The sequence below is a fragment of the Pseudomonas sp. NPDC090592 genome, from assembly GCF_044769185.1.
Classification (GTDB): domain Bacteria; phylum Pseudomonadota; class Gammaproteobacteria; order Pseudomonadales; family Pseudomonadaceae; genus Aquipseudomonas.
The window spans coordinates 38,011-59,807 of the sequence record NZ_JBIVXJ010000004.1 but is presented as its reverse complement, the minus strand read 5'-3'; the positions used below and the strand labels follow the sequence as shown (position 1 = coordinate 59,807).

The window sequence follows — 21,797 nt, the reverse complement described above, 5'->3', positions numbered from 1 at the left end:
AACCTTTTTGTGGCCGAAACTACAACAGCTGTGGAACAGCCGCCTCAACCGGGGTGGGGCTGTTTTCCGGTGCCTGCAGAGCACTACGGCCATAGAAGAACATTGCGGTTACCCAAGAGCTCAGCCACACGAAGATACCGGCCCAGAACGTGTGAGACGTATAGTGCCAGCCCTGCAATAGCCGGGTAGTACCGTACACGAACCCAACCAGCAAAATGGCCACGAGCAGTTTGCGGGCATGCACCCAGCGGTGGCGCCGTGCCACGAAATACAGGGCCAACAAGGTAAAGCCGCTGGAAGCATGGCCACCTGGCCAGCAACGGCCATCGCCAGCCTTACTCCACCAGGAGAAGTTTTCGAACCATTCCACCCGGGCTTGCTGGCCACCGTACAGCGTGGTTTCTACCGGGCAGTACACGCTGGTATGGCTTTTCAGGTAGTGAATGACGGTGGTGCTTAGCGCGAACTCCACTACGACGAACAGCAGATCGCGGCGGTGCCGGGTGGTAAAGCGCAGCACCGGCGCGATGCGGGCTTTTTCCAGTAGCCGGGTAACGCCCAGTTTCGGGCGGTTTGCCAGGCGTGGCCAGATGAAGGACAGCAAGCTGCCGATGACCGCCAGCTCACCGATCCAGTCCGGCAGTATCCGTGGCCACTTGTGGGTGACTTTTTCGAACCATTGATTGTGCAGTAGCGGGAACTGGCCGGTAGCGGGGTCAAGCAGCAGGTTGCTGATCCAGCGGTCGAGTTCTGTGAGGTCGAATACCACGAATACGATGGCCGCCAGCAATAATGGGAGCAGCAGGTTGTTACGGTAGAAGGTGGCTCGGCCGGGCATGTTCAGAGTTCCTTCGCATCAACAAGTTTGCGCCGAGCCGTCTGCCGGGTACGCACCTCCGGGCTGGCCCATACATCGGCTGTGCCCAGGCCAAGGTGTTGCAGGCCGACGCCTACATCGGAGGCCGTACGGCTGCCCGCAACGGTGATGCCGGCGGGGGCGCCCAGGCAGGCGCCACGGGAGCGGTCGCAGCGCTCGGCATGGCGCAGCACGACAATGACCGAACCTTTCGACCACTCGGCATGTAGCCCGCTGCGTTGGAGTTGATGTGGATTGCCAAGATCGGGAAGCGCCGCGCGGTTTTGGGCCCAGGACGCAGTCACGGCCAGTGCCAGCAACACGCACAACACTGCGATCAGCACGCTGCGCGAAGGCAGGCGCAAGGCCTGGCTAGCCCTGAGGCTTGGGGATTTGACGATGACGCCTTGCAGCATGCTACCACTCCTGTCAGCTCGTTCTGTTGGCGAGCGCCGGCACTGTAGGCGGTGGGATGTGAGCAGAGAGTGACCTGAATGTGAAAAATGCCTTGGGCCTGCATTCGCGGGTAACCGGGGCCTCACATTTTTTGTGTGCTTATAAAATCATATATATCAACAAGATGAATAAGATATCTAATGTTGATAATCCGGTTATTGAACCTGCCAAGATCAACAGCAGGTTGACGAACGGATTTTGTTTTGCTGTATTGAAACCGGTTTCATCGCTATCACAATAATCATAAGGACTGCCCATGACCGACGCGCCTGCCCATGCCCGCGAACGGGTCACCATCAGCGAAGTAGCGCGTGTCGCTGGCGTTTCCAAGGCCACCGTCTCCCGTTACATCGGTGGCGACCGTCAGTTGCTGGCTGAAGCCACCGCCAAGCGCCTGGAAGAGGTGATCGAACGCCTCGGCTATCGCCCCAACCAGATGGCACGCGGGCTCAAACGTGGCCAGACGCGGCTGATCGGCATGCTGGTGGCGGATATCCTCAACCCCTATTCGGTGGCCGTGATGCATGGCGTGGAAACCGCTTGCCGTCAGCATGGCTACAGCCTGGTGGTGTGCAACACCGACCGTGACGACGAGCAGGAGCGCCAGCACCTGGTAGCCCTGCAGTCGTACAATGTTGAAGGCTTGATCGTGAACACGCTCGGTCACCACCCCGGAGAACTGCTCAACCTGCAACGCGCTATCCCCATGGTCTTGGTCGACCGCCAGTTGCCCGAACTGAATGTGGATCTGGTTGGGCTGGACAACACCGAGGCGGTCGAGCAGGCCCTGGACCACCTGCAGGCCCAGGGCTACCGCGATATCCTGGCAGTCACCGAGCCCCTCGACGGTACCAGTTCGCGCCTCGAGCGGGTGCAGGCGTTCGGCGCGTCGGTCAGCCGTCGCGTCGGTATGCGCCAGCAAGTGCTGGAAACAAGCGCCGGGCTAGAAGGCCAACTGGCATCGTTCCTCTGCGCCAATGGCCACGGTCCACAGGCGATCTTTACCTTCAACGGCGTCGCCACCCTGGCGGTAACCAAGGCCCTGCACCAGGCAGGGCGCAACATGTTCGCGGACGTCGGGCTGATTGCCCTGGACGACCTCGACTGGTACCCCTTGGTCGGCAATGGCATCACTGCGCTGGCCCAGCCCACCGAACGTATCGGTGTGGCGGCTTTCGAAAGCCTGCTCGGTCGCTTGCGCGGCGATAGCGGGGCCGCGCGACGCATCGACTTCAAGGCCGACCTGATCATCCGAGGTTCAACCCACCCACGTTAATCAGTGGCAGGTAGCTGCATGCCTGCTGTTTTCTAAAAATGAAACCGGTTTCATAAGGATAAGAACAATGCACCCGAACCCCGTTTCCATCAGCCTTTCAAGCTACGGCGCCGACTTTGTGCGGCAAACTGGCCAAGAGCAATTCCTGGGCCTGCTGTCAGCCGCTGGCGTCAGCCGTGTGGAATTGCGCGAAGAATTGTTCGCCAGCGCTCCGGACGCCGCTGCGCTGGGGGCGGTCATTGCTGCGCTAGGCCTGGAATGCCTGTATTCCACGCCCCTTGAGTTGTGGACCGAGCAAGGTATCCCCGACCCGTTGCTGCTGCACAAGCTGGAAATCGCCAGGGCGCTTGGCGCGGTCGCGCTGAAGGTTTCCCTGGGGCACTATGACAAGCGCTGCGATGTTACGGCGTTGGCGGCGCTACTGCCCGCCGATGGTCCGCTGCTGCTGGTTGAGAATGACCAGACCGCACAAGGTGGCAGGCTCCAGCCGATGCTGGACTTCTTTCAGCGTGCCGAGGTGCTCGGGTTGCGCCTGGGCATGACCTTCGACATCGGTAACTGGCAGTGGCAGGGCGAGTCTGCCCGGCAAGCTGCACGACAGCTTGGCCGCTGGGTGCGCTATGTGCACTGCAAGGCTGTGCAACGGCGGGTTGATGGTCGCCTGGTCGCCGTACCCCCACAAGCGGCAGACCTCCAGGCGTGGTCGGCGATGATGACCGAGTTCGACCCCGGCGTGGTGCGCGCAGTCGAGTACCCCTTGGCAGGTGACGACCTGCTGGCGCTGACCCGCGCCCAGGTGCGCAGCCTGTCTGCACTGGGCGCAGAAGAGGGGGTGAGCCATGCATGAGCATGATGTGCTGTGTTTTGGCGAGACCATGGCCATGTTTGTCGCCGAGCAGGCAGGGGGCTTGGCCACTGTCAGCCAGTTCGGCAAACGCATCGCCGGCGCGGACAGCAACGTAGCCATTGGCCTGGCCCGGTTGGGCTTGAAGGTCCGCTGGTTGAGCCGGGTGGGTGACGATTCGTTGGGCCGCTTCGTGCTCGAAAGCTTGCGCCGCGAAGGCCTGGACTGCTCCGGCGTCGAAGTCGATGGCAATTACCCTACGGGTTTTCAGCTCAAATCCCGCAGCGATGATGGTAGCGACCCGGTGGTGGAGTATTTCCGCCGTGGTTCGGCGGCCAGCCAGCTGTCGCCCGCGCACATCCGTGCAGACTGGCTGCAAGCCCGCCACCTGCACGCCACCGGCATCCCACTGGCGCTGTCGCAGGGGTGTCGCGCATTGTCGCATGCCCTGGTAGACGCCATGCGCGCTGCCGGGCACAGCATTTCCTTCGACCCAAACCTGCGCCCGTCCCTGTGGCCAGACCAGGGCAGCATGGTGCGCGAAATCAATGCTCTGGCGGCCAAGGCTGACTGGGTTTTGCCGGGCCTGGAGGAGGGCCGGTTGCTGACCGGTCAGCGCTCACCCGCGGACATCGCTGGCTTCTACCTCGACCAGGGCGTTGAGTTGGTGGTGATCAAACTGGGAGACGCGGGTGCCTATTTCCGCAGCGCCAAGGGCGAAGGGCAGGTGGCGCCGGTAGCGGTCAGTCGTGTGGTGGACACGGTCGGTGCCGGTGATGCGTTTGCCGTGGGTGTACTAAGTGCGCTACTGGAGGGCCGTGCCTTGGCCGAAGCGGTAGCACGCGGCAACTGGTGCGGCAGCCGCGCCGTGCAGTCGCGTGGTGACATGGAAGGGCTGCCGCTGCGCCATGAGCTGGACGCCACTCACCTGCGCACGAGTGCGTGAACCCACCCCCCCGAAACACCTGTTGCCACAAAAACAAAAAGCTCAGGAGACACAAACCATGCAAAGCCAAAGCCTGGCACCGCGCCGCTGGTGGTACATCATCCCGATTGTGTTCTTTACCTACAGCCTGGCGTACCTGGACCGCGCCAATTACGGTTTCGCTGCAGCCTCCGGCATGGCCGAAGACCTGCACATCACGCCCGTGCTGTCTTCGCTGCTGGGGGCGCTGTTCTTCCTCGGGTATTTCTTCTTCCAGGTGCCTGGCGCCATTTACGCCGAAAAGCGCAGTGTGAAGAAGCTGATCTTCGTTTGCCTGATCCTCTGGGGCGGCCTGGCCACGCTGACGGGCATGGTCAGCAACGTCTACATGCTGATCGGTATCCGCTTCCTGCTGGGGGTGGTCGAAGCCGCAGTCATGCCGGCAATGCTGGTCTACCTGTGCCACTGGTTCACCCGCGCCGAGCGCTCGCGCGCCAACACCTTCCTGATGCTGGGCAACCCGGTGACCATCCTGTGGATGTCGGTGGTTTCGGGCTACCTCATCAAGCATTACGACTGGCGCTGGATGTTCATCATTGAAGGCCTGCCTGCCGTGATCTGGGCGTTCTTCTGGTGGCGCCTGGTGGATGATCGACCGGCCCAGGTCAGCTGGCTGAGCGAACAGGAAAAGCAAGCCCTTCAGCAGGCGCTGGCTGCCGAGCAGCAGGGTATCAAACCGGTAAAGAATTACCGCGAGGCGTTCCGCTCGCCGCAGGTGATCATCCTGGCGCTGCAGTATTTCTGCTGGAGTATCGGCGTGTATGGCTTCGTGCTCTGGTTGCCTTCGATCCTCAAGCAGGCGGCCAACGTCGATATCGTGCAGGCCGGCTGGCTGGCTTCGGTGCCTTACCTGGCCGCAGTGCTGGCCATGGTGAGCGTGTCGTGGGCGTCCGACCGCCTGCAAAAGCGCAAGCGTTTCGTCTGGCCGCCGCTGCTGGTCGCCGCCGTGGCGTTCTATGGCTCGTATGCGCTGGGCAGCGATCATTTCTGGCTGTCCTACGCGCTGCTGGTGGTGGCCGGCGCTTGCATGTACGCCCCCTATGGCCCGTTTTTCGCCATCGTGCCAGAGATCCTGCCGGCCAATGTTGCGGGCGGCGCCATGGCACTGATCAACAGCATGGGGGCGCTGGGCTCGTTCGGCGGTTCATGGCTGGTGGGCTACCTCAACGGCGCCACCGGCGGGCCAGGCGCCTCTTACCTGTTCATGTGCGGTGCGCTGCTGACAGCGGTGGTGCTTACCGCTGCACTCAATACCAGCCAGACGACTGGCCGGGCCAAACGCGGCGGCTCGCGTTTGGCGATGAACCCTTAGGAACCCTGCAATGAAGAAACGAATCGTCTTGTACAAACGCTTGTCCGATGACCTGATGGCACGCTTGCGCGAGCAAGTCGAGGTGACGTGGGTGGACACTGCCCAGGCCGATGGGCTTGCCCGCCTGCGCGATGCCTTGCCCGGTGCACACGGGCTGCTGGGGGCCAGCCTGCGCCTGGACGCCAGCCTGCTCGATCTGGCGCCAACGCTGGAAGTGGTGGCCAGCGTGTCGGTCGGCGTGGACAACTACGACATCCCCGAACTCACGCGGCGTGGCGTGATGCTGACCAACACGCCTGACGTGCTCACCGAGACCACCGCCGACACCGGTTTTGCCCTGATACTGGCCACCGCCAGGCGTGTAGTGGAGTTGGCGAACTGGGTACGCGACGGCCACTGGCAGGCCAACCTCGGCCCGGCGCATTTTGGCAGCGATGTGTATGGCAAGACGCTGGGGATAATCGGCATGGGCCGCATCGGCGAAGCGTTGGCCCGGCGTGCCGCCGCCGGGTTTGGCATGCGCGTGCTGTATCACAGCCAGCGTACCAAGCCTGAAGTGGAGGCACGCTATGGCGCACGCCAGTGTAGCCTGGCTGGCCTGCTGCAACAGGCGGATTTTGTTTGCCTGACCGTGCCGTTGAGTGCCGCAACCGAAGGCTTGATCGGCGCCGGGGAACTGGCATTGATGAAGCCTGAGGCCATCCTTGTGAACATTTCCCGTGGGCGCGTGGTAGATGAAACCGCACTGATCGAAGCGCTGCGCACCCGGCGCATCCGTGCGGCCGGCCTGGATGTGTTCGTGCAAGAGCCGTTATCGCAGGGCTCGCCACTGCTGCAACTCGATAACGTAGTGGCAACGCCGCATATCGGTTCTGCCACTGAGGAAACCCGCCATGCCATGGCGCGTTGCGCCGTGGACAACCTGCTGGCCGCGTTGGCGGGAGAGCGGCCTGCAAACCTGGTAAACGAGGTGCGTGGGCGATGAGATCAATGGGCCGCCTTGCGGCCCTTTGACGGCTTTACAAGGCCTTGGCCAGAAACGCTGCGGTGCGGCTTTGCGCGCAGCCAGCCACCTCCCGGGGAGGGCCACTGGCCACCACCTGGCCCCCGGCATCCCCGGCCCCCGGGCCGATATCGATCACCCAGTCACTTTGCGCCACCACCCGCATGTCATGTTCGACCACCACCACGCTGTGCCCGGCATCGACCAGGCGGTTAAGCTGCACCAGCAGGCGGTCGATGTCTTGTGGGTGCAGGCCGTTGGTAGGTTCATCCAGCACATACAGCGTCGCCCCACGGGCCATGCGTTGCAATTCGGTGGCCAGCTTGATGCGCTGGGCCTCACCGCCGGACAGCTCGGTGGCAGGCTGGCCGAGGCGCAGGTAGCCCAGGCCGATATCCTGCAGCACTTGCAGGCAGCGACGTGCCGGCGGTTGCTCGGCAAACACTTGCAGGGCGTGGTCGACAGTCAATTGCAGCACTTGCGCAATGTTCATGCCCTGCCAGGTCACTGCCAGGGTTTGCGGATTGTAGCGGGCACCGTGGCAGGTCGGGCAGGGCGCATAGACGCTGGGCATGAACAGCAATTCGACGCTGACAAAGCCTTCACCCTCGCAGTTGGCGCAACGGCCCTTGGCGACGTTGAAAGAAAAGCGCCCGGCATCGAAACCTTGCGCCTTGGCCTGCTCGGTAGCGGCAAACAGCTTGCGCACATGGTCGAACAGGCCGGTGTAGGTGGCCAGGTTGGAGCGTGGTGTGCGGCCGATCGGCTTCTGGTCGACCTGCACCAGGCGTTTTATGCTGTCCAGGCCAGCGCTTACCTGCCCGCTGCCGGCCTGTTCAGGTTCATCTTCCAGGCTCTGCTCTTCGGGCTCGCTGGGTTGCTCGGCATGGCCCAGGTGCGCACCTACCAGCTCCAGTAGCGCCTGGCTCACCAGGCTGGACTTGCCCGAGCCGGAAATACCGGTCACGGCAGTGAAGCAGCCCAGCGGGAATGCTGCGCTGAGGTTGACGAGGTTGTTGCGGGTGATGCCTTCCAGTTTCAGCCAGTCCAGGGCCTGGCGTGGTGCACGCGTGGCCTGGGCCGTTGCATCGAACAGGTAAGCGCGGGTGGACGAATGCTCGACCGCCGCCAGGCCTGCGGGTGGCCCGCTGTACAGGATGGTGCCGCCGTGCTCCCCGGCAGCAGGCCCCACATCCACCAGCCAGTCGGCGCGGCGCATGGTGTCCAGGTCATGCTCGACCACATAGACCGAGTTGCCGGCGAGCTTCAGCCGTTGCAGGGCTTCGAACAAGGCCTCGCTGTCGGCCGGGTGCAAGCCGGCCGAGGGCTCGTCGAGCACGTAGATCACACCGAACAGCTGCGAATTCAGCTGGGTGGCCAGGCGCAAGCGTTGCAGCTCACCGGATGACAGGGTCGGTGTGCTGCGCTCCAGCGCCAGGTAGCCCAGGCCCAGGTCAAGCAGGGTATCGATGCGTTCGAGCAGCTCGTTGGCGATGCGCTGGGCGGCCAGGCGTTTTTCCAGGGTCAGCTCGTCCTGCTGCTGCTCCAGGTAGTCCGCTGCCGCTACGTTGCGCAATACCTCGGCCAATGCCTGCAGCGGCAGGTGCGACAGTTCAGCGATATCCAGCCCGGCAAAGGTTACCCCCAGTGCCTCGCGCTTGAGGCGTTTGCCCTGGCACATCGGGCAGGGGCTGGGGCGCATGAACCGGGACACACGCTTGCGCATCTGTGCACTTTGCGAATGCATGAAGGTGTGCAGCACATAGCGGCGGGCGCCCATGAAGGTGCCCTGGTAACTGGGCTCCTGCTTGCGTTCGAGGGCGGCGCGGGTCTGCGCCGGGGTCAGGCCGGCATACACGGGGGCGGTCGGGGTTTCTTCGGTGAACAGAATCCAGTCACGTTGTGCCTGAGGCAAATCACGCCAGGGTATATCCACGTCATAGCCCAGCGTCACCAGGATGTCGCGCTGGTTCTGGCCCTGCCAGGCCATCGGCCATGACGCAACTGCACGCTCACGAATCGTCAGCGACGGGTCGGGAACCATGGTGGCTTCGGTCACTTCGTAAACCCGGCCCATGCCATGGCACTGCGGGCAGGCGCCTTGTGGTGTATTTGGCGAAAAGTCTTCGGCATGAAGCATCGCCTGGCCAGCCGGGTAGTGGCCGGCACGGGAATAGAGCATGCGAATGGAGCTGGACAGCGTGGTCACGCTACCCACCGAGGAACGCGCACTTGGCGTGCCACGTTGTTGCTGCAAGGCCACCGCAGGCGGCAAGCCTTCGATGGCATCCACGTCCGGCACGCCAACCTGGTCGATCAGGCGCCGGGCATAGGGCGCCACCGACTCGAAATAGCGGCGCTGGGCCTCGGCGTACAGCGTTGAAAAGGCCAGCGAGGACTTGCCTGAACCAGACACGCCTGTGAACACCACGAGTGCGTCGCGAGGGATATCGACATCGATGTTCTTCAGGTTGTGCTCGCGGGCGCCGCGCACGCGGACAAAACCGGTCGGGGGCGTTTGGCGTGGGGGCATGGCGCGGTCCTTCAGGTGAATAGTGCGCCACGTTAACAGTAAAAACACCACGCTTGCTGGGGTATTGCTTGCGCCAGACAGATCTGAGAGTTATCGCCGGGCACCGAGCGCGCTAGTTTGGCCTGGGAGTAAGCAACAACGGAAATCAAAGCATGCGAAGTTCGCACATCATGGCCCCGGATCAGCAATTGACAGCCCTGGCTTCTGGTCATTTGTCGCGTCGGCCCTACATGCCTTATGGCTTTCAACTTGCGTCAAAGGGATACCTGCTTGGCTTCGCCGCCGAGCCAGGCCTGTCACTGCATCACTGTTATCTGCTTGGCAATGGCAAGCGTGCCTACGATACGGTACTGATGCGATTTTACAGCCCGGACACGCTCAGCCCTTTTGCGCGTGGCGGTATCAACGCCTACGCCTATTGCAAGGGGGACCCCGTGAACAATGTGGACCGGGATGGGCATTCGCCTACGCGTATTGTGAGCCAGGGGGCAGGGCTTGTATGGGGGACGGTAGGCATGCTGTCTTCATTGAACAAGGCCTCCAGAACAATCGTCAAACGATCGGTTGCCAAGGCCAAGGGGTTGCCGGTGCCTGGCGAGTTCGATGCTGCAAGCCGAACCAATAATGCCATGATCTTCAATGGTGGTTTTGCCGCGACCCTGAGCAAAGTGCCTGGTGTGGCAATGGCATACGCGTTTCCGTCAGCTTCCTTGGCAAGTGAAGCACTCAACGTGGTGGCAATGGGAGGCGCGGCAATCGCCGGGGTGGGCAAACTGAGACAGTTGTTCAGCGATATGAGATCGACCTATCTGAAAGCTAAGTTAAACAGGCTCCCATTGAGACAACTGGGACTGGAGTCAGTGAAGGAGGCTACCGGCTGGAACCGTCTACGTGGCAGGGAGTCGGCCATCCTTGAGCCCATAGCGGAGCAAGTATTGCTGGTGCGTATGGCTGCCGGCAGTGTGCCCCCGTAACCAACGTGCATGGATACTTTCGGTTCCACCGTGTGAAACCACATTAGATTGTGCTTCCAGCCTGCTCGCGGTTACCTGTCACCAAGCACGACCTGCCTTACCTGTCGTGACCTCAAGGCGAACAACAAGAACGGGAAACCACCCGCGCGAGGAGACTCTGCATGTCCCGACATCAACACATCCGGGCCTGGCTGAATGAAGTAGCCAGCGACCTGCACGCTATCCGTCATGATATCCATGCCCACCCCGAACTGGGTTTTGAAGAAAGCCGCACCTCTGCACTGGTCGCCCGGTTGTTGGAGGGGTGGGGCTATGAGGTACACACCGGCATCGGCAAGACCGGCGTGGTGGGCGTGCTGCGCAATGGCAGTAGTCCACGCCGCCTGGGTTTGCGCGCAGACATGGACGCGCTGCCCATCCACGAAGCGACTGGCGCCGCCTACAGCAGCCAGCACCAGGGGTGCATGCACGCCTGCGGCCATGACGGCCACACTACCATGCTGCTCGGCGCTGCCCGGTACCTGGCGGCAACCCGGCAGTTCGACGGCACGCTTACGCTGATTTTCCAACCGGCCGAAGAGGGCCAGGGTGGCGCCGAGGCAATGCTCGCCGATGGGCTGCTGGAACGTTTCCCCTGCGATGCGCTGTTCGGCATGCACAATATGCCTGGGCTGCCGGCCGGGCACCTGGGCTTTCGCGAAGGGCCGATGATGGCCTCGCAAGACCTGCTGACGGTTACCTTGGACGGGGTTGGTGGACATGGCTCTATGCCCCACCTGACCGTGGACCCGCTGGTGGCGGCGGCCAGTGTGGTGATGGCGCTTCAAACCGTGGTGGCGCGCAACATCGATGCGCAGGAGGCCGCCGTGGTTACGGTAGGCGCCTTGCAGGCTGGCGAAGCAGCCAACGTGATTCCGCAGCAGGCGCTGCTGCGCCTGAGCCTGCGCGCGCTCGATGCCGAGGTGCGGGCGCAGACCCTGGAGCGGGTGAGGGCGATCATCGTCAGCCAGGCCGAAAGCTTTGGCTGCCGGGCCACCATCGAGCACCGCCCGGCCTATCCCGTATTGGTCAACCATGCTGCGCAGAACGCCTTTGCAACCCAGGTAGGGGTGGAGTTGCTGGGCGCCGAAGCGGTGGATGGCAATACCCGCAAGCTGATGGGCAGCGAAGATTTCGCCTGGATGCTGCAACGCTGCCCGGGCGCCTACCTGTTCATCGGCAACGGCGTGGGGCGGCCGATGGTGCACAACCCGGCCTACGACTTCAACGACGACATCCTGCTGACCGGCGCCGCCTACTGGGGCGCGCTGGCAGAACGCTGGCTCGCGCCCGCCTGACCCTGCTTTTTTGACGACTGCCGCTGGAACCCGGGCGCGACCGCGCCTGGGCGATCACCCAATCATTGTGTGGAGTGTTTCTATGCAGAGTTCGAGCACTGGCGTGTCGCGTACCCGGCAAGTGGTTGCCGCCGTTATCGGCAACGCCCTGGAGTGGTATGACTTTATCGTGTACGGCTTTCTGGCCAGCATCATCGCCCGACAGTTCTTCCCGTCCGACGACGAATACGCCTCGCTGCTGATGGCCCTGGCCACCTTTGGCGTCGGCTTTTTCATGCGCCCGGTGGGCGGTGTGTTGCTGGGCATGTATTCCGACCGCAAAGGCCGCAAGGCGGCGATGCAGATGATCATCCGCCTGATGACTGTGTCCATCGCCATGATCGCTTTTGCTCCCGACTACCTGGCCATTGGCATGGCTGCGCCGATGCTGATCGTGGTGGCGCGCATGCTGCAGGGCTTTGCCACCGGTGGCGAGTACGCCAGTGCCACGGCATTTCTGGTGGAAAGCGCACCCGCGCACCGCAAGGGGCTGTATGGTTCGTGGCAACTGGTGGGGCAGTGCCTGGCGGTGTTTTCCGGAGCGGCGATGGTGGCCCTCGTCACGCACCTGTGTTCGCCTGAGGCGCTGGACAGCTGGGGTTGGCGCATCCCGTTCGTACTCGGCCTGCTGATCGGCCCGGTGGGGTTGTGGATCCGCAAGCACATGGAAGAGCCCGAGGAGTTCGTCGAGGCGCGCCGCCAGGCCAAGGGCCAGTCGCCCAGCCTGTGGCAGGTGCTGCGTGAGCATCGGCGCAGCGTGCTGGTGTCGATGGGGCTGGCCTGTGGCGCGACCGTGTCGTTCTATGTGGTGCTGGTGAACATGCCGACCTTCGCTCACAAGAATCTCGGCCTGCCGCTGGATCAGGTGCTGTTGATACAGATGCTCGCGGTCGGGCTGATGACGGTGGTCATTCCGTTGTCCGGCGCATTGTCTGACCGGGTGGGGCGCAGGCCGGTGCTGATGGCCTTCACTTTGGCGTTTTTCGTGATGGTCTATCCACTGTACATGTGGGTGGCTGCCGCGCCTTCGCTGGAGCGCCTGCTGGTGATGCAACTGCTGCTGTGCACGGCCATTGGTGGCTTCTTCGGGCCAGCGCCTACCGCCCTGGCCGAGCAGTTCCCGGTCGAGGTGCGCTCTACCGGTGTGTCTGTGGCGTATAACGTGGCGGTGATGGTGTTCGGCGGCTTTGCCCCGCTGATCGTTACCTGGCTGAGCAAGGTACTCGGCACCCCTGTGGCACCGTCGTTCTACGTGCTGTTCGCCTGCTTGCTGACACTACTGGGCACCTATTGCCTGAAAGAGGCTCCCCGAGCGGGCAAGCCTGCCGCCTTGAACCTTGGAGTAAAACCGTGATGCCCCTAGTCATCGACCCCATCGTTGCCCTCGATGCCGAGGATTTGTCCCAGGCCATCCATGCCCGGCAGGTATCGTGCCGGGAGGTGATGCAGGCCTACCTGGCGCATATCGAGCGCTACAACCCGCACGTTAACGCGCTGGTGTCACTGCGCCCGGCTGAGGTGCTGCTGGCCGAGGCGGATGAGCGTGACCGTGAACTGGCCCGTGGTCACTCGCGCGGCTGGATGCACGGCATGCCGCAGGCGATCAAGGACCTGGCGGCCACTGCCGGGCTGCGCACCACCCTGGGTTCGCCGCTGTTCGCCGAACAGGTGCCCGAGCATGACGCGATCAGTGTGGCGCGGGTGCGGGCGAGCGGGGCGCTGATTGTTGGTAAAAGCAACGTGCCCGAGTTCGGCCTTGGCTCGCAAACCTACAACACCCTGTTCGGCACCACTACCAATGCCTACGACCCACAACGTGTGGCCGGTGGCAGCAGTGGCGGCGCGGCGGCCGCGCTGGCCATGCGCCTGTTGCCGGTGGCTGACGGCAGCGACATGATGGGCTCGCTGCGCAACCCGGCGGCGTTCAACAATGTGTTCGGCCTGCGCCCGTCGCAGGGCCGCGTGCCTCATGGGCCTGCGCCCGAGCTGTACGTGCAGCAGCTGGCCACCGAGGGGCCGATGGGGCGCAGCGTGGTGGATGTGGCGCGGCTGTTGTCGACCCAGGCGGGTGTTGATGCGCGAGTACCGCTGTCACTGAGCGAGGGCCGCCGCGATTTTGCCGCAGGGCTTGAGCGTGACTTGCGCGGCGTGCGGGTTGGCTGGCTGGGTGATTACAACGGCTACCTGCCGATGGATGACGGTGTGATGAGCCTGTGCGAGTCAGCACTGGCCGACTTCGCCGAACTGGGTTGCCGGGTGGAGGCTTGCCAGCCGGCATACGACCCGGCGCGCTTGTGGCAATGCTGGCTGGCCCACCGCCACTTCCTGGTGCACGGCAACCTCGGTGCGGCCTATGCCGACCCGGCCAAGCGTGCATTGCTCAAGCCTGAAGCACAGTGGGAGGTGCAAGGTGGCTTGCACTTGAGCGCGGCTGCGCTGTACCAGGCCTCGCTGGACCGCAGCGACTGGTACCGTGCCTTGGCCAGCCTGTTCGAGCGTTACGACTATCTGCTGTTGCCGTCGGCCCAGGTGTTCCCTTTCGATGCACGGCAGGCATGGCCCACGGTTGTCGGGGGGCAGGCGATGGACACCTACCACCGCTGGATGGAAGTGGTGATCGGCCCGACCCTGGCCGGTTTGCCGAGCATCAGCATACCCATCGGCTTCAACAGTGCCGGGTTGCCCATGGGCCTGCAAATCATAGGCCCGGCCCAGGCCGACCACGCCGTATTGCAACTGGCGTATGCCCATGAACAGCTCACCCGTTGGGTCGAGCGGCGTCCGCCAGCTTGCTTGCTGGCTTCATGAAGCCACTGGGCAGGCGCGGTTCTTGCTGGTTATGCTGACCATCCAGCTACAAGGAGGTCATACCCATGGGCATCACGGCAGACAGTGGCGGCGTGCGTTCGGTGGAGCGGGCGCTGGCCATCGTCGACCTGCTCGGCGAGCACCAGGCACTGGGCCTGGAAGAACTGCATTACCTGACTGGCCTGCCCAAGGCCACGGTGTCGCGCATGCTGGCCACCTTGCAGGAGCAGGGCTGGATCTACCGCGGCCTCAGCGACCGGCGTTATCGCCTGTGCGCGCGGCGCCTGTTTGGTGACCGGCAGATGCGTTTCAAGCGGCGCCTGGTGGAAAGTGCTGCTCCTATGCTGCTGGAGCTGAGCGAGCGCACCGGGTTGGTGGTGGACCTGTCGTGCTTCGACGGCGAACGGCTGGAGGTAATGGAGAGCGCCATTCCGCAGGTGTTGCGCAAGCGCTACCCGCATACCTGCCAGATCGTCGGGCACCATGCCAGCCTGTTTCACTCGGCGATGGGGCGGGCATGCCTGGGAGAGTTGGCGGGTGATGAAGTGCAGCGTCTGGCGGCCCATCAGCGCCTGGGCGATGACACGCTGCTGCGTGATATCGAGGAGGATGCACACAAGGGCTTTGGCCAGCGAACCGAAGGGCACTGGGAATACCCGGTGCGCTTGCCGTTCCTGATTCGCGCCATTGCGCTGCCGGTGCATGCCGAAGGGCGCCTTGCCGGGAGTATTGCCTTGCACTGGCCGGTGGACCAGGCGCCGGTTGAGCAGGTGCTGAACCTGCACCTGAGCAGCCTGGCGACCACCGTGGGCGATGTGCAGCGGGCCTTGGCCTGAATGCCCGCTCCCACAGGCTAAGCGTGTTGCATGGGGTTGCACAGGACCTGTGGGAGCGGGCGAGCCCGCGAAGAGGCCGGTGCAGGCCACAACAAATCATGCAGGTGTTACTGGCCCTCGCGAAAGCCACTAGGGCTCACCCCTGCCTGCTTGCGAAAGAACCGGCTGAAATACCCCACATCGACAAACCCCAGCTCATGGGCAATCTCCTTAACGCTCAGGCTCGAATGCCCGAGCATGCGCTTGGCCTCCAGTATCAGCCGGGCATTGATCACGTGCATCGGTGTCATGCCCAGATGCTCCTGGCACAGGCGCCCCAGCGTGGCCAGGGTCATGCCCAACTCGGCAGCGTAGTCGCCCAGTGGCCGATGGGTGCGGTAATGCATGTCTACCTGTTCACGAAACCCGGCCAGTTGCTGGCTGCGCCTGGATGGCGGACGCTGTTCGCCTTCAGCCGCCTGGGGCTCATGGCGCAGTACCTGGATCAGCAGCGTCAGCAGCAGTGCCATGCTGCAGGCCACATGTTCGCGGGCGCGGTTGTGGTACTCCTCGCGCAACGCATGGCAGAGCGGCAGCAACGGGTCTTCGTCGGCGGCCCATACCGGCAGGGCGATCACCTGCGGTTTGCGCACCTGCGGCAACAGGCCAGGTGCCAGCACCTGGGCGATGCTTTCCAGCGGGTGCTGGGCGGCAGTAATGACCTGGCCCTCGACGTGGCCGGCCCAATGGAAACCATGCACCACCTGCGCGGGCACATACACCACGCACGGTGCCTGCACCTGCAGCCGGTCACTGTCGAACAGCACTTCACCACCGCCGCTCTGCAGGTACAGCAGTTGCAGCAAGCCATCGTGACGGTGTGCGGCAATCTCCCAGTTGTGGGCGCCGGAGCGCTGGGAGATCTGCTCCACATGCAGGGCTGCGTGCCACACCGGTTGTGCGGTTTCACCGTACAGGGCGTAGTTGGGGATCTTGTTCATGTTGTTGTAATTGTTCTGTTCGGTACCGGGCTACTGTGCCACAGCCATCCGCAGGCTTCAGGGGGCAGAGGCAAAATTGTCGGGAATGTGTGGTTGGTTGCAGGTTTTGTCCATTCTGCGGGCGTGCCTGCCGGCCCTAGGCTGTGCCCCAGATGAAGCGACACTCTGGAGAGCAGCATGCACAACAACAATATTCCCTCTCAGTGGCTGGGCCTGGACTCGGCCGTATGCGTGGTCACCGGCGCGGCCGGCGGTATAGGGGCGGCACTGGCCGCCGCCCTGGTCGAGCAGCAGGCCCATGTGGTGTTGCTGGACCGCGATCTGGACAAATGCCGTGAACTGGCTGCCACCCTTGGCGAGCACAGTGTTGGCGAGGTCAGCGCGCTGGGCTGCGACATCGCCGACCCGGCCAGCGTGGAGCAGGCCGCTGCCCAGGTGCAGGCACTGCATGGGCGCTGCGATGTGCTGGTCAACAATGCCAGCGTGCTGCGGCCCGGTGCGCTGGATACCCTGAGCCTGGAGCAGTGGAACCAGGTGCTGGCGGTCAACCTCAGTGGCTACCTGCTGTGCGCCCAGGCCTTTGGCCGTTCGATGCTGGCTCGCGGTCAGGGCCGTATCGTGCACGTGGCCTCGATTGCCGCGCACTATCCGCAACCCAACAGCGGTGCCTACAGTGCGGCCAAGGCCGGGGTCAGCATGCTATCGCGGCAGATTGCCGTTGAGTGGGGGCCAAACGGGGTGTGCAGCAACACCGTCTGCCCAGGGTTGATCCGCACGCCCTTGTCGGCGGCGTTCTATGCCGACCCGCAGGTCGAGCGCCAGCGCAGCGCCATGACCGCCAACCGGCGCATCGGCGAACCCCAGGACATCGTTGAAGCCGTGCTGTTCCTGGCCAGCCGGCGTGCCGACTACATCAACGGTGCGGAGTTGACGGTGGATGGCGGGCTCGAAAGCATGCCCATGGCGCTGATCCCGCGTCCCGGCTTCGAGGGGGCGCGCCCATGAACACGCGTAGCTGCGATGTACTGGTGATCGGCGCCGGCGCCGGTGGCCTGGCCACGGCGATAACGGCGAAAAAGCACGGCCTTGATGTGATCGTCATCGAAAAGGATGACTGCTTTGGCGGCACTACGGCGTTTTCCGGCGGTGTGTTGTGGGTGCCTGGCAACAGGCATGGGGCCAACGACAGCCCTGAGGCAGCAGTAACCTACCTGCGTAACGAAGCGGGTGCCTGCTATGACGCGAAGGGGGTCGAGGCGTTCTTGCGCTTTGGGCCGCAAATGGTGGACTTTTTCGAGCGGGAGACCGCCGTCAGGTTTGTGCCCACCCTGTACCCCGACTATCACCCACAGCAAGCCGGTGGTGTCGATGTCGGCCGCTCGATACTGGCCGCACCTTACGACATTCGTGGCTTGGGGCCAGACATGGCCCGCCTGCGTCCGCCACTGAAAACCATCACCTTCATCGGCATGATGTTCAATTCGTCAAATGCCGATCTCAAACATTTCTTCAACGTTACCCGCTCGCTGACGTCGTTCGTGTACGTGGCCAACCGCCTGCTCACCCACCTGAAGGAGCTGGCCCTGTACCGCCGTGGCACCCAGGTCACCAGCGGCAATGCCCTGGCGGCCAGGCTGGTGCGTTCGGCGCTGGACCTGGGCATCCCGATTCTGACCGGCACACCTGCGCGGCAATTGTTGCGCGAAGGCGGGCGGGTGGTGGGCGCACTGGCAGGGCAAGCCGACAGCGAACTGCGCATCCAGGCCCGGCGCGCCGTGGTGCTGGCCTGTGGCGGGTTCTCCCATGACCTGCAACGTGTCCGTCAGGCCTACCCGCATGTACGTCGTGGCGGTGAGCATTTTTCACCCGTGCCGGCCGGCAATACCGGCGATGGCGCACGCATGGCCGAGGCGCTGGGTGCCAAGGTGGATATCTGCCTGCAGGCACCTGCGGCCTGGATGCCAGTGTCGAAGGTGCCGGTGGGCGGCGGGCGCCATATCGCCTTTCCGCATTTGCTCGACCGCTACAAACCGGGCGTGATCGGGGTGCTCCGTTCAGGCCGGCGTTTTACCAACGAGTCGAATTCCTACCATGACGTGGGTGCAGCGTTGATCGAGGCCTGCGCCGGGCAAGTGGAAACTGCCATGTGGCTGGTGTGCGACCGCCGCACCTTGGCCAAGTACGGCCTGGGCTTCGCCAAGCCGGCGCCCATGCCGATGGGGCCGCTGTTGCGTAATGGCTACCTGCTCAAGGGCAAGACCCTGGCCGAACTTGCAGGCAAGGCAGGGATCGATGCGCAAGGGCTGGAGCAAACCGTGCGCGAGTACAACCTTGGGGCCGAGCAGGGTGAAGACCGCCAGTATGGCCGCGGCACGACCAGCTTCAATCGCTACCTGGCCGACCCGCAGCAACGGCCCAACCCGTGTGTGGCCGCAGTGGGCGAGGGGCCGTATTTTGCCGTGAAGGTCATCATGGGCGACCTGGGCACGTTCGACGGGCTGCGCACCAGCGTGGTCGGCGAAGTGCTGGCGGCCGATGGGCAGCCCATCGAGGGGCTGTATGCGGTGGGTAACGACCGCGCCAGCATCATGGGCGGCAACTACCCGGGTGCCGGTATCACCTTGGGGCCGATCATGACCTTTGGCTACATCACCGGGTGCCACCTGGCAGGTGTCGAGCTGGGGCTTGCGGCTGCGGGCAATGCACGGGAGGTGGCCTGATGGACAGGGCCGTGGTCGATCACCGCATCTATACCATCCGCCCGCGCTGCATGGCGGCCTTTCTCGAAGCCTTCGACCAGTTGGCCATGCCCATCCTGCTGCGTCACCTCGGTGCACCGCTGGCGTTCTACACCAGCAGCATCGGGCCGCTGAACCAGGTGGTGCACCTGTGGGGGTATGACAGCCTCGATGACTTTGAAAAGCGCAGCGCCGCGCGGGATGCCGACCCGGATTTTGCCGCTTATCTGCATGCCACCCGTGATCTGGTGGTGGCCCAGGAGACAAGGATCATCAGGCCTGTGCGCTTGCCTAGCCTCGGGTGAAGAACCCCGGATGCTTTGCACCTTCATAACAACAAAAACAGGTGATACCCCATGAACAACACGCTCGACGTGCGCCAACTGATAGACCAGCAACCCATCGGCCGCTACCAGAAATGGGTGGTGCTCCTCGGCTTTCTGATCATTGCCCTGGATGGCCTGGACGTTGCCATCATCGGTTTCATAGCCCCTCAACTGAAAAGCGACTGGGGCCTGGGTGCGCAAAGCCTGGGGCCGGTATTGAGCGCAGCCTTGATCGGCCTGGCCCTCGGTGCCCTGATCGCCGGCCCACTGGCGGACCGCTACGGGCGCAAGGTGGTTTTGCTGTGCAGCGTGCTGTTGTTTGGCATCTGGACCTTGGCCTCGGCCTTTTCCCCAAACCTGGAAACCCTGGTCGCGCTGCGTTTGCTCACTGGCCTGGGCCTGGGTGCTGCCATGCCCAATGCCAGTACCCTGGTCAGCGAATACGCACCGGCGCGCAGCCGCTCGTTACTCATCACCCTGGCCTTTTGCGGGTTCTCCCTCGGCGCAGCCTTGGGTGGCTTCGTCAGCGCCTGGATGATCCCCAACCTGGGCTGGCGTAGTGTGCTGGTGCTGGGTGGGGTACTGCCGCTGATGACCTTGCCGCTGCTGTACTGGCGCTTGCCGGAATCGGTGACATTCCTGGTCAGCAAAGGCGCGGACCGGCAGCGCATACTGGCCATTGTTCGCCGTCTGGCACCTGAGCAGTTCAACGCCGACAGCGCCTTCGTCATGCCCGCCAACCCGCAGGCCACGGGCGGTGCGATCGGCACCATCCTGTCACCGCGCTACCGCTTCGGTACGTTGATGCTGTGGGCGGGCTATGTGCTGGCACTGTTCCTGGTCTACCTGTTCAGCGGCTGGCTGCCGACGCTGGTGAAGGAGGGGGGTGGTTTCTCGGTGTCGGAAGCGGCCATTGTCACCGCCTGTTTCCAGATCGGCGGGCCGGTGGGTGCCATCAGCGTAGGCTGGGCCATGGACCGTTATCGGGCGCAACGTGTTCTGGTCCTGACTTTCCTGTTCAGTGGCGCGGTGATTTTTGCGATTGGCCAGGTGAACGGGGACTTTGCCTGGTTGTGCGCAACTGCATGGGCCGTGGGGTTTGGCCTGAACGGGGCCAGTGTGGGGATGAATGCATTGGCGGCAGGCTTTTACCCGACCGAGGCGCGGGCGACCGGCGCCAGCTGGATGAGCGGCATCGGCCGGCTGGGGGCGATTTTAAGCGCGTTTGCCGGGGCGCAGATGTTGGCACTGGGCTGGAGCTTTACGCAGGTATTCGCCTCGCTGTTGCTGCCGGCCGGGCTTGCAGCCTTGGCCGTGTGGCTGCAAGGCCGGCAGGCTGCACGGCAGCTTAGCGTTCCAGGCTGTACATCCGGCACTCTGCCAACAGCGCCAGCAGGTTCGGCTCCCGCTCCCGCGCTTTCAGAAACACCACGCCGATATGCTGCTGCAAGCGATATTGCGGCTTCAAGGCAATCAACCTGACACGGTTCTCATACACCGCCGCGATGCGCCCGGGCAGCAGGGCGAAGCCCACGCCCGAGCTGACCATGCTCAGCAGGGTGAAGATATCGTTCACCTGCATGGCCACTTTCGGTTCGAAGCCGGCCTGCTGGAACACCCGTGTGCCATCGCGGTGGGTGGCAAAGCCCTGGGTCAGGGTGATGAAGGTGGAGTCGGCCAGGTCGGCCAGGTCCAGCTCGGCTTGCCCGGCGAAGGGCGAGTCAGTGGGCACCGCGAGAAAGATGTCGTCAGAGAACAACGGCAGTTGCTCGCAAGCCGGGTCGCTGGCGCTTTCATCGAGTGAAACCAGAATGGCCTCCAACTCGTGGTTTTTCAGGCGCTGCAGCAGGTCGACGTTGGAGCCCAGGGTGAGGTCGATGTTCAGTTCGCTACGGCGCAGTTTCAGGCCCATGACCAGTTTGGGCACGGTTTTTACCGTCAGCGAATAGAGCGCCCCCAAGCGGAAGCGCTCGGCATAGAACCCGGCGGCTTCGCGGGTCTGGCGCACCATCTGCTCGGCGTCCTGGATCAGTTGCCGGGCTTTTTTCTCCAGCACGTAGGCGCTTTCCAGCGGGATCAGCTGGCGGCCTTCGTGCTTGAACAGTGGGCAGCGCAGGGCACTCTCCAGCGAGTGGATGGCGCGGTGCACGCTGACCGCGCTGGTGGAGAGCTCGACGGCCGCACGGCCGAGGTTGCCGGTGCGCATGAAGGCGAGAAATGTTTCCAGCTTCTTGAGGGTCAGTTCTTCGTCGATGAGCATGGGGGCCTTGGGTGCATGGCTTGGGGGTTATGGGGGCATTGAGATCGAGCGCCGCCCGCGCGGCGCATCGCGAGCAAGCTCGCTCCTACATTTGTTTCGGGCCAATCATTCCTGTGGGATTTGCGCGCGAACGCTTTGGCGCATGGCTCGATATCGCGTCGTACGACCAAGGCGGTCGCGCGCGCTGGCACAGGCGTGACTGGCCCGAAACAAATGTAGGAGCGAGCTTGCTCG

The 21,797-nt window shown here is 63.5% G+C and carries 18 protein-coding genes and 1 pseudogene; 14 read left to right on the top strand and 5 right to left on the bottom strand.

The features are described from left to right. Nucleotides 1-19: 19 nt before the first annotated feature. On the bottom strand, nucleotides 20-838 hold the full coding sequence (locus ACIQUI_RS04465; RefSeq protein WP_403195270.1) for a phosphatase PAP2 family protein: 819 nt from the start codon (nucleotides 836-838) through the stop codon (nucleotides 20-22). Between the two features lie 2 nt (nucleotides 839-840). Then, nucleotides 841-1,272 (bottom strand): hypothetical protein, encoded by a 432-nt coding sequence (locus ACIQUI_RS04460; RefSeq protein ID WP_403195268.1) that lies wholly within the window; start codon nucleotides 1,270-1,272, stop codon nucleotides 841-843. Nucleotides 1,273-1,568: 296 nt separating this feature from the next. Here ACIQUI_RS04460 and ACIQUI_RS04455 point away from each other — a divergent pair, with 296 nt between their 5' ends. From ACIQUI_RS04455 to ACIQUI_RS04435, 5 genes are all read left to right on the top strand, one after another. Continuing rightward, nucleotides 1,569-2,588, top strand: a complete 1,020-nt coding sequence (locus ACIQUI_RS04455; RefSeq protein WP_403195267.1) for a LacI family DNA-binding transcriptional regulator — start codon at nucleotides 1,569-1,571, stop codon at nucleotides 2,586-2,588. A 67-nt stretch (nucleotides 2,589-2,655) separates the two neighbouring features. Further along, on the top strand, nucleotides 2,656-3,435 hold the full coding sequence (locus tag ACIQUI_RS04450) for an AP endonuclease (protein ID WP_403195265.1): 780 nt from the start codon (nucleotides 2,656-2,658) through the stop codon (nucleotides 3,433-3,435). Further along, nucleotides 3,428-4,378 (top strand): sugar kinase, encoded by a 951-nt coding sequence (locus ACIQUI_RS04445; RefSeq protein WP_403195263.1) that lies wholly within the window; start codon nucleotides 3,428-3,430, stop codon nucleotides 4,376-4,378. Before ACIQUI_RS04450 ends, ACIQUI_RS04445 begins: the two co-directional genes overlap by 8 nt. A 58-nt stretch (nucleotides 4,379-4,436) precedes the next feature. Beyond that, nucleotides 4,437-5,729 (top strand): MFS transporter, encoded by a 1,293-nt coding sequence (locus ACIQUI_RS04440; protein ID WP_403195261.1) that lies wholly within the window; start codon nucleotides 4,437-4,439, stop codon nucleotides 5,727-5,729. Nucleotides 5,730-5,739: 10 nt separating this feature from the next. Continuing rightward, nucleotides 5,740-6,714: a 2-hydroxyacid dehydrogenase gene (locus tag ACIQUI_RS04435; RefSeq protein WP_403195259.1), complete on the top strand. Its 975-nt coding sequence runs from the start codon at nucleotides 5,740-5,742 to the stop codon at nucleotides 6,712-6,714. 34 nt (nucleotides 6,715-6,748) lie between these two features. Here ACIQUI_RS04435 and ACIQUI_RS04430 read toward each other — a convergent pair whose 3' ends face one another. Continuing rightward, nucleotides 6,749-9,265, bottom strand: coding sequence for an excinuclease ABC subunit A (locus ACIQUI_RS04430; RefSeq protein ID WP_403195258.1), 2,517 nt, complete (start codon nucleotides 9,263-9,265; stop codon nucleotides 6,749-6,751). 152 nt (nucleotides 9,266-9,417) lie between these two features. Between ACIQUI_RS04430 and ACIQUI_RS04425 the strand changes: the two genes are divergently transcribed. The 5 genes from ACIQUI_RS04425 (at nucleotide 9,418) to ACIQUI_RS04405 (ending at nucleotide 15,259) form a co-directional block, all read left to right on the top strand. Next, complete coding sequence (locus ACIQUI_RS04425; protein WP_403195256.1) at nucleotides 9,418-10,239, top strand: RHS repeat-associated core domain-containing protein; 822 nt, start codon at nucleotides 9,418-9,420, stop codon at nucleotides 10,237-10,239. Nucleotides 10,240-10,400: 161 nt separating this feature from the next. Then, nucleotides 10,401-11,576: a M20 aminoacylase family protein gene (locus tag ACIQUI_RS04420; protein WP_403195254.1), complete on the top strand. Its 1,176-nt coding sequence runs from the start codon at nucleotides 10,401-10,403 to the stop codon at nucleotides 11,574-11,576. Between the two features lie 82 nt (nucleotides 11,577-11,658). Then, nucleotides 11,659-12,969 carry a citrate-proton symporter gene (locus ACIQUI_RS04415; protein WP_403195252.1) on the top strand — a complete coding sequence of 437 codons (1,311 nt, stop codon included), beginning with the start codon at nucleotides 11,659-11,661 and terminating at the stop codon, nucleotides 12,967-12,969. Further along, nucleotides 12,969-14,423 (top strand): amidase, encoded by a 1,455-nt coding sequence (locus tag ACIQUI_RS04410; RefSeq protein WP_403195250.1) that lies wholly within the window; start codon nucleotides 12,969-12,971, stop codon nucleotides 14,421-14,423. Before ACIQUI_RS04415 ends, ACIQUI_RS04410 begins: the two co-directional genes overlap by 1 nt. 65 nt (nucleotides 14,424-14,488) lie before the next feature. Next, nucleotides 14,489-15,259, top strand: coding sequence for an IclR family transcriptional regulator (locus ACIQUI_RS04405; protein ID WP_403195248.1), 771 nt, complete (start codon nucleotides 14,489-14,491; stop codon nucleotides 15,257-15,259). 107 nt (nucleotides 15,260-15,366) lie between these two features. Here the strand turns inward: ACIQUI_RS04405 and ACIQUI_RS04400 are convergent, their stop codons facing one another. Next, nucleotides 15,367-16,239, bottom strand: coding sequence for a helix-turn-helix domain-containing protein (locus ACIQUI_RS04400; protein WP_403195246.1), 873 nt, complete (start codon nucleotides 16,237-16,239; stop codon nucleotides 15,367-15,369). Nucleotides 16,240-16,416: 177 nt separating this feature from the next. On the opposite strand from ACIQUI_RS04400, the gene ACIQUI_RS04395 reads away from it, so the two are divergent. The 4 genes and pseudogenes from ACIQUI_RS04395 to ACIQUI_RS04380 form a co-directional block, all read left to right on the top strand. Beyond that, nucleotides 16,417-17,244 (top strand): SDR family NAD(P)-dependent oxidoreductase, encoded by an 828-nt coding sequence (locus ACIQUI_RS04395; protein WP_403195244.1) that lies wholly within the window; start codon nucleotides 16,417-16,419, stop codon nucleotides 17,242-17,244. Next, a complete protein-coding gene (locus ACIQUI_RS04390; protein ID WP_403195242.1) occupies nucleotides 17,241-18,959 on the top strand; it encodes an FAD-dependent oxidoreductase in 1,719 nt (572 codons plus the stop codon). Before ACIQUI_RS04395 ends, ACIQUI_RS04390 begins: the two co-directional genes overlap by 4 nt. After that, nucleotides 18,959-19,282, top strand: coding sequence for an NIPSNAP family protein (locus ACIQUI_RS04385; RefSeq protein WP_403195241.1), 324 nt, complete (start codon nucleotides 18,959-18,961; stop codon nucleotides 19,280-19,282). The genes ACIQUI_RS04390 and ACIQUI_RS04385 overlap by 1 nt, the downstream gene beginning before the upstream one ends. A 51-nt stretch (nucleotides 19,283-19,333) precedes the next feature. Next, a pseudogene (locus tag ACIQUI_RS04380) lies at nucleotides 19,334-20,716 on the top strand (MFS transporter); the annotation flags it as partial. Here ACIQUI_RS04380 and ACIQUI_RS04375 read toward each other — a convergent pair. Further along, nucleotides 20,652-21,563 (bottom strand): LysR family transcriptional regulator, encoded by a 912-nt coding sequence (locus tag ACIQUI_RS04375; protein WP_403195239.1) that lies wholly within the window; start codon nucleotides 21,561-21,563, stop codon nucleotides 20,652-20,654. The pseudogene ACIQUI_RS04380 and the gene ACIQUI_RS04375 overlap by 65 nt on opposite strands. Between the last annotated feature and the right edge of the window lie 234 nt (nucleotides 21,564-21,797).